Here is a 13,627-nt window from a genome sequence, read left to right as displayed (position 1 = left end):
ATTGATCTCGTTTTGAGATATTAATTGACCCCCTTGTGATAAGATTTGCATATAAGAGTTTTATACTTTTTGAGCAAAGACTAAAGTATAGGGGGCTAAAATTATGCCAGGGCAATTAACTCGAAGACAATTGTTGAAAGCAATTGGATTTGCTGGAGCAAGCTTGACTTTGGCGTCAACAGGTATTTTAGGTACACCTGGAGTGACCAATGCTGCTGATGCAACAGCAAATGCTCAAGAAAGCGCAAAACGCTATTGGTGGGTAAAAAATGTTGATAAGCCGACTACCGAAATTGATTGGCAACAGATGCAACGTTTTCGGGAATGGCAAACAACCAGAGGAAGCCTCGCCAAATATCGTGGTGAAGACTTTAACAAAAAGATGAATCAATTACAAGCGGATAATTTGCTCAAGTTTGAAAAAGAAGGTGTCCCTGGTTATACAACGAAGGATATGGCACTAAAAGCTGCGGTAGGGTACGGGCAGCCGAGCATCCTATTTATGGGTCCCCAAAAGGCCTCGACACCGGAAGAACGGGGCGTACCCCGTTACGAAGGTACTCCAGAGGAAAATTCCAGGATGGTTACAGCAGCACTACGTCATATGGGTGCAGCAACAGTGGGCTTTGTGGAGCTTGAGACGGAAACAACCCGCAAGTTAGTCTATCAAGAAGAGCCAGCACCTACTAAGAAACCGATTGTATTTGAGAACATTGATGTAGGTTATGAGGATGAAAAGAAGTTAGTCATTCCTGAAAAAGCGCGTTATGCTATTGTATACACTGTTCAAATGTCTACTGAGACGATGAAATATGGTCCAACTGTTCTCGGATCATTGACAACATCATTGAGTTACACTCGTCTTTACACAATTTACGCTCAGCTTCATGAGTTTATTCGGGCCTTAGGTTACCATTCTTACGGTGCCACTGCCCTGAATGGTTTCGGAATTGGACCGGCCTTTGCCGTCATGGCGGGTCTCGGAGAGTTGTCGAGATTGAATCGAATTATTACTCCGGAATATGGACCCATGGTAAGAGTAGCTGTACTTACGACAGATTTGCCGCTTGCACCAACCAAGCCCATTAACTTTGGTGTGATGGATTTCTGTAAGGATTGCAAGACTTGTGCTGAGATGTGTCCGTCTAAAGCGTTGAGTATGGATAGAGATCCTTCATGGGAGATTAAGGGAGAGTGGAACAATCCGGGGCATCGAGCATATTTTGAGGACTCAGTGTTATGCAGAAATTACTGGAATCAATGTGGCACGAACTGTGGTATTTGTTTCTCAGTCTGCCCTTATGCAGTAGATGATGATGCAAGCTTACACAGGATTGTTAAAGGAACCATTGCTAGCACGTCGATGTTCAATTCAGTACTTGTAGCTGCTGATCGGATGGCTTTCCCTGCACAGCCAGAACAACCGCTTAAGAACCCAGAAGATTGGTGGAAGGACACGAACTTAGCGGAGATGGGCATTGATACAAGAAGAGGCGGACGTAGAATCTAAGATAAAGTATACAACTAATGGGGGTGAAGTTATGCTTTGGCTATTTTTGGGGATTATCATCGGACTTGGATTAGGCGTAGTACTTACACAGATTAGAGCCGGACGACTTAATGTAAAGTGGTATCAATGGGTTCTTGCAGTAATCTCTGTTGCCATGATGCTGTTAACAATACAAAACTACATAGGATTAAAGATGGAAATCGAATCCAGTGCAGCTAACTTTGTCTTGTTGGCTATGGGGTTACCTGCAGTCGTCTTAGCTGGACTCATATGGATTATTCCGATGATTTCCAAAGGAAGGAAATCGGCTTCGGGTGGGCAAAACGCATCAACTTAAGGCATTATGACTAAATTTGCGTAGATAGTATCAAGGGACGAGGGTTGAAGATTTTTTGACCCTCGTTAACTATGTATAGAGCGATGAATCGTTTGGGAGGGACTCGTGAAGATCTCAAGAAGAAGATTTCTTGAAAGGCTTGGTGCTATTACTGTTTTAGGTTTTTTTGTTCCATTTTCAGCAATAACATCTGAAGTTTATCAGAGGCCACCAGGGGCACTCAATGAGAAAGACTTTTTAGCACGGTGTATTCGATGCTTGAAGTGTGGGGAGGAGTGTCCCACTGGTGTGATTACGTTTGGCAAATCACTCAGGGGAGAAATGATGGCAACACCCATTCTAATGGATAAGGATCAGTGCAACTTGTGTATGAGCTGTATTAATATTTGCCCAACGGGAGCCTTAAGTCCATTAACAGAGAATCCTGAATTGCATGCCAAGAAAGCTCAGAAGATGCATTCTAAGGAGCAAGACGCCCATCCAAGCTTTAACCTTGGAGTGGCCCAAATACAGAAAGATAAATGTATTCTTTATCATGGAAGGAACCGAAAATGCCTTCTTTGTTATGAGGCTTGCCCGTTAAAAGATGAAGCGCTCTACATTGATGACCAAGGAAGGCCTGTCATTGATAAAATAATATGTTACGGGTGTGGGCTTTGCGAGATCGCCTGCCCTCCAATAGCCATAACTATGCCCCTCAATCGTGAAGATAAACGGTCTTACGAGTTGTTCGAGAGAATTAATAGAGGTTCCTTCTATGAGAGCCGGCTCCCGGGGAGGATTTGAGATGCCAGTGCAAAAGCTAAGGAGACTGACACAATTTGGGTCGCTGCTCTTGATTTTCCTAATTCCAATCTTTGAGAGTTATAAAAGGCTCCTATACTATATACCCAAGAGCTCGATTGGGAATCTTTATAAAGAGGGATTCAGCTCTTTAGATTCATCTTTAAAAGGTGGTTATTTAGAGCAGGTTGTACTTATTATTGATAAGTTGTTTGGATTAATAGTTGATAATACCTATACAGTAAGCCGATTCCTTGATGGATTCAATGGATTCTTTTGGTCCATAACGATTGGCGGCTTTACCTTTATAGATCCTTTGGCTTTTATACAAATGCCAATCATAGATTATTCCTTTGATTTGGATTTTCTGATATCGATTACACTACCTATAGTTATAGCACTTGTTTTGGGAAGAGTATTCTGCAGTTGGATATGTCCATACAATACCTTGCAGGAATTTATCCGCTTTGCAGCTAGGACATTAGGTATTAAAGGGATAAGTAAACAAGTGATTGCAGATCCCTATTTGCGTTATACTATTTTAGGAATCGGATTCGTTCTAACGGTATTAGGTATGGCTGTCTTCCCATATATATTACCTTATGTTCAGCTGGGTCGGTTTTTTTATTATTTGACGTTCGGTTCAGTTTTTTGGACGGGTCTTATCGTTATCATGGTGCTCCTGTTTTTGGATTCTTTTGTGCAAAAAGGTGTTTGGTGCAATTATCTATGCCCTACAGGTGCTTTGCTCGGTTTACTGGGAAGAAAAAAATTGATCCATGTACGAAGGGATAAAACAAAGTGCATGGCAAGCTGTATATTATGCGAAAAGGTGTGCGTTTGGAACTCGCATCCCAAATTGGATGATATGTTAAATTGTACTCATTGTCATTTGTGTGTAGACAAGTGTCCATCGAAAGCGCTTAAAATTAGAAGTCGATGAAACTAGATTTTATAGGACTTATAACGATTAATCAGAGTAGAGAAGAGTAAACATATTGTCCCTCCCCTCAGCATAGTGTTAAGCATGGGCTTGGCCTATGAGAGGAGGAGGGACTTTGTGCGTAAAGAATGGATCAGAATTCTGGTTCTATTGGTCATAATTATTGTTTTATTTCCTTGGACGGTGCTTCGCTGGTACAACCAAAGCGAAGTCAGGACTGAGGACATTACCATTCGAGTCTTAATGCCGGATGGACAAGTAAAATCTTTGGGCTTGGAAGAGTATCTCGTTGGCGTCGTAGCTGCAGAAATGCCCGCCGAATTCGAAGAGGAAGCTCTCAAAGCGCAGGCCATTGCCGCTCGGACCTATGCCGCCAAACGCATAAGCCAGCGATCCGGCAGTGAGGCAGGCTATGATGTGGACACCACAGTCAATACCCAGGTTTGGATATCAGAAGATAAGATGAAGGAGAAATGGAACTGGCTCTCCTACTGGCGCTATCATAACAAGATAGAAAAGGCAGTAACCGGCACAAAGGACCAGGTACTGGTCGCTGACGGGCAATATATAGAAGCTTTTTTTCATAGCAGTACGGGGAGAAAACCCACGGAGCGCGCAGAGGACGTCTGGAGTTCTTCTCGTCCCTATCTGCAAAATGTGGTGGCAGGAGAAGAAAACCCCGCCCGTTATGTAAAAAGCTATACCTTCACCCCCAGCGACCTCTATCAAAAAGTCGGTCACTCCGGTACGGCCAAAGCTTTTACGGAATCCGACTTCGTGATCTTAAGCGAGACAGCGGCAGGACGGGCGAAAGTAGTTCGTGTACTAGGGAAAAACTATACCGGAGCCCAGATTCGTACCCTCCTTGGGTTAGCCTCCACTGATATGGAGATTACCCTAACTCCTCAGGAAATCAAAATCACCACCTATGGTAACGGGCATGCTGTCGGTATGTCCCAATACGGTGCGAATGACTTGGCCAAGGCCGGTAAAACCTGCGAAGAAATCCTCCAACACTACTACCCCGGCACTCAACTCCTCACCCTCACCAAAGCCTAGGGCAGGAGTTGACGAAAAGGGAGCATCGCTGGCTGCTTCAGAAAATGCAGTCAGCGATGCTCCCTCATTTTTCTAAGATGGTTACAAATCTCGTACTAGTTGGATTTTCTCCTTGCGCTTTTTTCTGGAAGGACTGTGTTATACTAAGATAAAGGTACTGTTGACTGTTTTTAATTCTAGTAATAAAGAAAAATTAGATAATAGGAGAGAACTAATGGGAAAGTGTTTAGTCTTAACAGAAAAACCCTCCGTGGGTCGTGATATTGCTAAGTTGTTAGGCTGCAATCAAAAGGGCAATGGCTGCTTCATAGGCGCCAAATATATTGTAACCTGGGCACTGGGTCACTTAGTAACCCTCGCCGATCCGGAGGCTTATGGGGATCAGTATAAGACCTGGCGTCTGGAAGACCTACCCATGCTCCCTAAGGAAATGGAATTGGTCGTTATCAAAGAAACCTCCAAGCAATATGCTGCCGTCAAGCAACTCCTTCGCCAGCCTGATGTGGACGAGCTGATTATTGCCACAGATGCAGGCCGGGAGGGGGAGTTGGTGGCCCGTTGGATTATCCGGAAGGCCGGTTGGAAAAAGCCCATCAAACGGCTCTGGATTTCTTCCCAAACGGATAAGGCTATCCGAGAGGGCTTTAGTAATCTCAAGCCAGGTAAGGCTTACGAGTCTCTTTACGCAGCCGCCGAGTGCCGTGCTCAAGCGGACTGGTATGTGGGCTTGAATGTCACGCGAGCCTTGACCTGCAAATACAATGCCCAACTCTCGGCAGGAAGAGTGCAAACCCCCACCCTGGCTCTGGTTGTGGAACGGGAAAAGGAGATTCAAAACTTTGTCCCTAAGGGTTATTGGACTATTAATGCCCGTGTGAAAGGCTTTTCTTTGAGCTGGCAGGATAAGAGCAATGGACAAAGCAGAATTTTTGATCAGAAAAAAGCAGAACAGCTTGTGCAGAAACTAAGGAGTCATAAGGGCTTGGTTGCAGAGATTAAGAAAGAAGCTAAAAAAGAGCAGCCTCCTCAGGCCTATGATTTAACCGAACTCCAAAGGGATGCCAACAGAAAATACGGATTCTCGGCCAAGCAAACTTCATCCATCATGCAGCAGCTTTATGAACATCATAAGCTGGTCACTTACCCAAGAACAGATTCCCGTTATCTTTCCGAGGATATCGTCCCGACACTTCCGGAACGGCTCAAAACCATTGCCGTGGGGCCTTACGCTGAATCGGCCCGCCGGGTTCTGCGCAAGCCGATTACCCCCACGAAACGATGGGTGGATAACTCGAAAGTCACGGACCATCACGCCATTATACCGACGGAACAAACGGTGTTTCTTAATAAACTCAGTCCGGAAGAGGTCAAAATCTATGACCTAATTGTGCGGCGCTTTATCGCGGTCCTGTCCCCGGCCTTTGAATACGAGCAGACCACGGTTAAAGTGGAGATTCAGGGAGAATACTTCATCGCTAAAGGCAAAATTGTTAAACAAAAAGGCTGGCGAAGTGTATACGAAGGCAGGGATGCTGCTGACGAGGAGGCCGACCATGAGGAACAGGAACAAAATTTGCCGGATCTCCAGCCCAAGCAAAGTATTGAAGTCCTTGACCTAAAACTTTTGCCGGGCAAAACCAAGCCTCCGAAGCGTTACACCGAAGCGACCCTGCTTTCGGCTATGGAACATCCCGGGCAGCGGGTGGATGATGAGGCCCTGCGGGAGACTCTGGAAAAAACCAGCGGTTTGGGTACTCCGGCCACCCGGGCCGATATCATTGAAAAGCTCTTTAGTTCTTTCTATATGGAGCGCAACGGCAAGGAAATCATTCCTACTTCCAAAGGGATTCAACTGATTGGCTTGGTTCCCTCTGAACTGAAATCCCCGGAGCTCACGGCAAAGTGGGAACAACAACTCAGTGAAATCAGCAAAGGGCGGGAAGACCGGCAACACTTCATCCAGGGGATCAGAAGCTATGCCACCCAACTTGTCTCGGAAGTGGCCGGGAGCGGCCGGACTTATCGCCATGACAATATGACAAGGGCCAAATGTCCTGAGTGCGGCAAATTCCTCTTGCAGGTGAAGGGCAAACGTGGGGAAATGCTGGTTTGTCAGGATCGGGAGTGCGGTTATCGCCAGGGGCTTTCCGTACAATCCAATGCCCGGTGTCCCCAATGTCATAAAAAAATGAAATTGCAGGGAGAAGGAGAACAAAAGATCTTCACCTGTGCCTGTGGTTATCGGGAGAAACTGTCTGCCTTTACCAAGCGTAAAGAACAGGAAGGAAGCAAAGGATCCTACAATAAAAGGGAAGTCAATCACTATTTGCAAAAACAGCAAAAGGATGCTCCCTTAAATACAGCGTTGGCCGATGCCCTTGCCAAATTAAATCTACCGAAGTAAAAGACTGAGCAGCTCTGACATTTTGTCAGGGCTCTTATTTTTTTGCAATAATGTCAGACTTTACTGCCTGACATTTTGTCAGACAAACTCTGAACACAGGGAAGCGGAAGTTCTTTTGATGTCCTGATTTCCTCTGTGAAGCTTTTTCGGCAAGGAAAACTTCAAGGAGAAGGTATAGAGAACCTGAATAAAGCTGCTGGCATGGGTTTTGCAAATAAAAGAATCAGTACTAACTCAAAGCACAACTCAAGCTTTAACAAAGCATACCCAAAGGAACAGAAAGGAGCTAGAACCATGAAAAGGCGCGATTTCATTAAATCCATGGCTTTTGTCGGGAGTGTTACAGCCATTGGCTTAGGAATAGAACAGATTCCCCGGGTCATTGCCGACGAAGCCATCACTAATCCTACTCCCTATGATGGGGATGCCCTGCCGGTAGAGATGAAGATTGATAAAGCTACCGGAGAGATCACCCTGAATCAGGACATTGCTTTAAAAACCAGCGTCTGTCTGGGCTGTTGGAGCAATTGTGGTAATCGGGTGAAGGTGGACAAGAAAAGCGGTAAGATCCTGCGCGTGGTGGGCAATCCCTACCATCCCAGCTGTGCCGAACCTCACCTCCCCTTTGACACTTCTCTGGAGGAATCCTATCTTTCTTTAGGTCAGTATCAGGAGAACGGCCACAGTCAAAGAGCTACAGTCTGCCAAAGAGGGAACTCAGCTTTCCAAATGGTTTATGAACCCAATCGCATTCTCACCCCTCTCAAACGGGCAGGCAAACGGGGCGAAGGGAAATGGAAGCCCATCACCTGGGAGCAGGCCTTAGAAGAAACAATCGAGGGGGGCCGGCTCTTTACAGACCTTGGGGAAAATCAAACAGTTGAGGGCCTTCGCCAGGTTCGCGACTTAGACACTCCTATCTACCCTGAACAGCCGGGCTGGGGTGTGAGGGCCAACCAATTTGTCTTTATCGGTGGCCGAGATGACGGGCGAACCTCTTTTGCCAAGCGCTTTGTCAATAACTCCTACGGCTCCCCCAACCATTTCGGCCATGGCGGTATCTGCGGGATCAGCCGCCGGGTTGCCTATCTGGCCTTTCTGGATACCTGGGATAAAAAACCCCATATGAAGGCGGATTATATGGGTGCAGAATTTATTATGTTCTTTGGCAATGCACCGGGTCAAGCAGGGGCCCCTTTCCAGCCTATGGCCCGGAAATCCGCTTTAGCCCAGGCTGAAAACGGTATGAGAACCGTCATCGTCGATCCCATCCTCCAAAACGGAATGTACAACTCACCGAAAGCTGAGGAATCCTCCTGGGTCCCCATCCGTCCGGGAGGGGATGGTGCCCTGGCCATGGCCATGGTCCGTTGGGCTCTGGAGAACAAAAAATATAATGAAAACTACTTGATTTCACCCAGCAAAGAAGCGGCCCAGAAAAAGAAATTTCCTTCCTGGACCAATGCTACCTACCTGGTCATTCAGGAAGAAGGACATGCAGACTACGGAAAGTTTCTCTTGGGTGAACAGATTGGACTGGCTGAAAAGGCCGATGAGACTAATCCCAATTATGTGGTTATTGATAAGGAGTCTGGAGAACCCGTCCTTTATAAAGCTACTGAGAACGGAACCCTCTTCTACACCGGTAAAATCACCCTTGGGGATGAAATGGTTACCGCGAAGAGCTCTCTGCAGATCCTCATGGATGAAGCCTCCTTCCATACCTATGAAGAGTATGCCAAAGAGGCAGGTCTAAGCCAGAAGCGGATCATCAGTTTAGCTAAGGAATATTTCAGTCATGGGACCAAAGCAGCCACAGACCATCACGGCGGGGTTTCCATGCACTCCAACGGCTTCTATGGTTCCCTGGCCGTAGCGACCCTTAACGCTTTGAATGGCAATATCAATAAAAAAGGCGGATCGACGAAGAGCGGTGGCGGATATATCGCTGATGAAGCGGGCAAGCGCTATGATTTTGCCAAGGTTCCCGGAGGAGTAAAACCTAAAGGAGTTAAAATCAGCCGGGAAGGAAAAGCCTATGAAGAAACACCGGAATTCAAAGCCAGAAAAGCCAAAGGTGAAAATCCCTATCCCGCCACCCTGCCTTGGAGCCCCCTGGCCGATAGTTTGGAAGGTCATGTTATCCCCTCCATGATGGCCGGCTATCCTTACCCTGCCAAAATCCTCATGATGTGGATGGCTAACCCTCTCTATGCCACACCGGGGCTGTTCCAAAAAGATGTGGAGGATTTCCTCAAAGATCCGGAAAAGCTCCCCTTGATCATTTCCATCGACGTCATGATGGGTGACTCCACCCAATATGCGGACTATATTATTCCCGATACCACCTTCTATGAGAGCTGGGGAGTGCCGACGATCTGGAATCTGGTCTTAACCAAGGCCAACGGTGCCCGCCGTCCCATCATCGATCCTCTGGTCCCCAAGACCAAGGAAGGGCATCCCTATTCCATGGAAGCCTATCTGATCGAAGTTGCCAAACGTTTAAATCTTCCAGGCTATGGGGAGAAAGGGATTTTGGACGCAGAAGGAAAGCCCACCCCTTTGAACTCAGCAGCGGACTATTTTTTAAAGGCCATGGCTAACATCGCCTTTGATGAAACTCCCATTTCCGATATCTCTCCGGAAGAATTGGCTCTCTCCGGCTTGGAGGAGGATTTGAAGGCCGTAGAATCCAGCCTCTCCTCAGAAGAGTGGAAAAAAGTCTATTATTTGCTGTCCCGGGGAGGACGTTTTGAGGACTATGTAAAGAACTATGACGGAGATAACCTGACCAATAAATTTGGTAAAGTGGTCAACATTTATAATCAAAAGTTAGGAACCACCATTAACTGTATGACGGGCCGCTACAATCCGGGGACAGCCTGCTGGGTTCCTCCCACCTTTGCTGACGGGAGAACCGTGGATGAAGTCTACCCCACCCAGGAATGGCCCTTTATCGCAGTATCCTATAAGCCCCGCTATCGCACCGGTGCTTACCTGGCCAATGTCCCCCTGCTCAAGGGAATGCAGGATACCAACTATATCGAGATGAACATTGAAGACGCTGCTGCAATGGACATTGATACAGGAGATAAGGTCAAGTTGGTCACTCCCACCGGGGAAGTAGAAGGTATCGCTAAGGTCCGCCGGGGAGTAGGCAAAGGCTCCATTGGCATCGAATACGGCTACGGACACTGGGGACAATCCGGAGATCAAGGCTTTGAAGTCGAGGGCAAGAAGCGTGCCGGGGATGCCAAGGATGGCAAAGGAATTCTCCTCAATCGCCTCGCTCTGCGGGATATCAGCTTAAAGACCGCTCATCCCCTAGTGGATTTGATAGGCGGGTCAACAGACCGCAATACGGTCAAAGCGAAAATCCTTAAGCTTTAAGTTTTTTATAATGCGAAAAGGAGGGCAAGCAAACATGCCTGAAAGAGAAGGAAATGCCCGGGAGCGGGCTCTAGGCTATGAATTGCTGGCAGGTATTTTCCTTAAAGAGCCCACATTGGAACAGTTCAGAACATTGCAGAACTGGGCCGCCGGGCTGGAGGACTCCTCATTGAAGGAGCTGCTGAGAGAGATCGAAGAAGGAGACCCTGAGTTGCAGGAATTGCTCCAAACCTATTATGACCTTTTCTTCGTCCCCGTTTCGGGACGCTTTGTGCCCCCCTTTGAAGCGGCAATTCGTGGGGCTCAGCGTCAAAAAGGAAGGAAAATCAGGTATGGGGGATTCTGGGGGGATTCCACCCTGCAGGTCAGGCAGATTTATCAACAGATTGGCTTTGAACCGGAAAAAATGAATAGTTTTCAGCCCCTTAAAGAAATGAATATTCCGGATCACATTGGCTTTGAGCTCTCGGCCCTTGCCTGTCTTTGTCAGGCTGAAGCAAGCTGGGAGGAAGAACAGAAAGACTTGGACTCCCTTCACTCTATTCAGAAGATTTTGCTGGAAGAGCATTTGAACCAGTGGCTTGATCATCTGAGAGAGGATCTCGCAGAAGCCGATCCCACAGGATTTTACACTTATTTTGCCCGACTGGCCGCAGAATTTTGCCGGGAAGAGGTTGGGTTCCTGACCGGATCTCCCCTGCCGGAAAACGTCAGCAACGAGAACATTCACCGAGAGGAGTGGAAAGCGTGACCGAACAGCCGATTCGTTACGGCATGGTCATTGATTTGCGGAAATGTGTGGGCTGTAATGCCTGCACCGTTTCCTGCAAAATCGAGAACAATGTGCCGGATGGAAAATACCGTACCTGGGTCAAGGAAATCGAAAAGGGAACCTATCCGGAAGTATCCCGCCATCGCTTGCCCCGCTTATGCAATCATTGTGATAATGCCCCTTGTAAGTCAGCCTGCCCCGTCCGGGCCACCTACCGGACGGAAGATGGTACTATTCTTATCGATTATGAGCGCTGTATTGGCTGTAAATACTGTATGGCCGCCTGTCCCTATGACGCCCGCTTTGTTAACCCGGTCCGCAAAACCGCGGAGAAATGCACCTTCTGCTATCACAGAGTCCAAATGGGGCTGCTGCCGGCTTGTGTCACCACCTGTGTAGGGGGAGCCCGAATCTTTGGAGATTTGAATGATCCCGACAGTCTCGTCTCCAGGTTTATCGCCAATAACCCTGTACAAGTTCTCAAGCCGGAGATGAATACCCGGCCTATGATTTACTACATCGGTGCTGAACAGGCCCTGCTGGGAGCAGACTATACAGATTTAGCAAAGGGGGAGAAATAAAGTGGAAATAACCTATTTAGCCAATGTCGAGCATCCGGTTCAACTGGGTTATATGATTGCCATCTATTTCTTCTACACAGGACTCAGTGCAGGATCTTTTGTCCTTTCCAGCCTGGGAACGGTTTTTGGCATCCAAAAATTCAAACCCATTGCCAAGGCCGGGGTGGTCATGGCCATCGCCCTGTTGGTCGTTGCTCCCTTGCATCTTATCGCGGATCTGGAGCAGCCCGGTCGTTTCTATACCTTATTCTTCCGATTGAATCCGACCTCCGCTATTTCCTATGGGACCTTCCTGCTCACCCTTTATCCTCTGAACTGCCTCATTTACCTCTGGTTCATGATGCGTAAGGATTTTGTTCTCGGCGCTCAAAAACTAACAGGTTTCCGTCAGGCCCTCTATTCCTTCTTAACCTTTGGCAAAAAAGATCTCTCCCCAGCTGCCCTGGCCAAGGATCAAAAATGGATCAAGGGCTTAGGAACCCTGGGAGTACCCCTGGCTCTCCTGGTCCATGGCTATACAGGATTTATTCTGGCCAATATGCAGGCCAGAGCTCTCTGGCATACGGGACTTATGCCCCTCATCTTCCTTATGTCCGCTATGGTTTCAGGTACGGGGCTGCTCATCCTCGTCCTCATCCTGACCCAACGCTTTTTCTCCCCGGAAAGAGAGCTTACCTCTCAGCGTAGAGTCGTTCTTCAGGATATTGCCCGCCTGATGATGTGGTTTATCGTGGTGGATGGTGCGCTCATGGTGATTAACTTCATTATCCTCTACTTTGGCAATGCTGCAGGCTATGCTGCCGCGGAGATGCTGCTTTTCGGCAGCCACAGCGCCATGTTCCTCGGCGTCGAGATTGGCTTGGGCCTTGTGATACCCTTCGTCATCACCTTTTGGTCCAAGACCCGGAAATCCATAGGGCTCATATCCCTGGCCTCCCTCTTGACCCTTCTGGGAGTTATCGCCATGCGGATCAACTTCGTGGTAGGCGGCCAGCAGATTCCTTTAAGCGGCAATGCTGTCAACCCCTATCATGCCGAACCCAAACATCTGATCTTCTTGGGCTGCTTTGCAGTCCTTGAAGTGGTGATCCTCTACCTGGCCTTTAAGTTCTTGCCGGTTTATGGTATAGAGTCTGAAACGGAAAGAACCTCGGCGGAACACAATGTTCCTCAGTCCGGCGGGGTTTCAGCCCACTAAAAAGAGGGTGGATTTCCACAGGTGACACTCAAGCAAAAGGGGCTGTAATCTTGCAGTTCCTTTTGCTTATTTCCATACCTCTTGATAGACTTAGATTGAGGGATAGTTATAGTTACATCTCATAAACTACTCTGAAAAAGCTCCTTCACAAGCTGAGTCTCCAGGATTTTGCTTTCGGCGTTTACTCCATAAGCTGCGCGGAGCAATCTAATCGCTCAAGACCTCTGCTGCTGTCTTTTCACGAAGATTGCTTTCCTGCTCACTTGAATCCGTTCTCTGCCTGAAATCAAAATCCTTGGGATGCTTTTTCAGGGCTTGGGGGCAGAGCGATGTGGAAAGCGGTGCTAAAAAGGACCCGTCAGCGTAGCTTTACACACAAAAGGGAGCTATTGAGTGAACGTTGTGCGGAAAGCTACCTGACCCGACCTAACCTAACCCCGCCTTTCATTCATCTGCAGGTACTACGACAACAGCATAGCCAACTTCCCGGAAAAGACTCGCAAGCGTAACCCAACTCCCCACAGCCAAACATGGCTAAACCCAAGCATCTGTTGTAAACTCAAGAGAGAACATCAATCATCTTCCCAATCTGCATATACAAGTGAGGTTAGACAATGAAAGATGTCACAGCTGCCATTATAGTTAAAGGT

At 47.5% G+C, this 13,627-nt stretch carries 10 protein-coding genes; all 10 read left to right on the top strand.

From position 1 onward, the window contains the following. The first annotated feature begins 103 nt into the window (after positions 1–103). The 10 genes from DESPCE1_RS0120075 (at position 104) to nrfD (ending at position 12,977) form a co-directional block, all read left to right on the top strand. The gene (locus DESPCE1_RS0120075) at positions 104–1,510 is read left to right on the top strand and encodes a reductive dehalogenase (RefSeq protein ID WP_019851504.1); all 1,407 of its coding nucleotides are present in this window, start codon (positions 104–106) and stop codon (positions 1,508–1,510) included. Between the two features lie 31 nt (positions 1,511–1,541). Continuing rightward, a complete protein-coding gene (locus DESPCE1_RS0120070) occupies positions 1,542–1,847 on the top strand; it encodes a hypothetical protein (RefSeq protein ID WP_242831289.1) in 306 nt (101 codons plus the stop codon). 105 nt (positions 1,848–1,952) lie between these two features. Next, a complete protein-coding gene (locus DESPCE1_RS0120065) occupies positions 1,953–2,633 on the top strand; it encodes a 4Fe-4S dicluster domain-containing protein (protein WP_019851503.1) in 681 nt (226 codons plus the stop codon). 1 nt (position 2,634) lies between these two features. Further along, complete coding sequence (locus DESPCE1_RS0120060) at positions 2,635–3,573, top strand: 4Fe-4S binding protein (RefSeq protein WP_019851502.1); 939 nt, start codon at positions 2,635–2,637, stop codon at positions 3,571–3,573. Positions 3,574–3,690: 117 nt separating this feature from the next. Continuing rightward, positions 3,691–4,632: a stage II sporulation protein D gene (spoIID, locus tag DESPCE1_RS0120055; protein ID WP_014795823.1), complete on the top strand. Its 942-nt coding sequence runs from the start codon at positions 3,691–3,693 to the stop codon at positions 4,630–4,632. Positions 4,633–4,846: 214 nt separating this feature from the next. Beyond that, positions 4,847–7,036 (top strand): DNA topoisomerase III, encoded by a 2,190-nt coding sequence (locus DESPCE1_RS0120050; RefSeq protein WP_019851501.1) that lies wholly within the window; start codon positions 4,847–4,849, stop codon positions 7,034–7,036. 294 nt (positions 7,037–7,330) lie between these two features. After that, the gene (locus DESPCE1_RS0120045) at positions 7,331–10,426 is read left to right on the top strand and encodes a tetrathionate reductase subunit A (protein ID WP_028305645.1); all 3,096 of its coding nucleotides are present in this window, start codon (positions 7,331–7,333) and stop codon (positions 10,424–10,426) included. 34 nt (positions 10,427–10,460) lie between these two features. After that, the gene (locus DESPCE1_RS0120040; protein ID WP_019851499.1) at positions 10,461–11,177 is read left to right on the top strand and encodes a molecular chaperone; all 717 of its coding nucleotides are present in this window, start codon (positions 10,461–10,463) and stop codon (positions 11,175–11,177) included. Beyond that, complete coding sequence (gene dsrO / locus DESPCE1_RS0120035; RefSeq protein WP_019851498.1) at positions 11,174–11,779, top strand: sulfate reduction electron transfer complex DsrMKJOP subunit DsrO; 606 nt, start codon at positions 11,174–11,176, stop codon at positions 11,777–11,779. The genes DESPCE1_RS0120040 and dsrO overlap by 4 nt, the downstream gene beginning before the upstream one ends. Position 11,780: 1 nt before the next feature. Beyond that, entirely contained in the window at positions 11,781–12,977 is a 1,197-nt protein-coding gene (gene nrfD / locus DESPCE1_RS0120030) for an NrfD/PsrC family molybdoenzyme membrane anchor subunit (protein WP_019851497.1), read from the top strand. Positions 12,978–13,627 lie beyond the last annotated feature (650 nt).

It is taken from the genome of Desulfitobacterium sp. PCE1, assembly GCF_000384015.1.
Classification (GTDB): domain Bacteria; phylum Bacillota; class Desulfitobacteriia; order Desulfitobacteriales; family Desulfitobacteriaceae; genus Desulfitobacterium; species Desulfitobacterium dehalogenans.
Note: the sequence above shows the minus strand (reverse complement) of the source record. Positions and strands in the feature narration are given on the sequence as shown.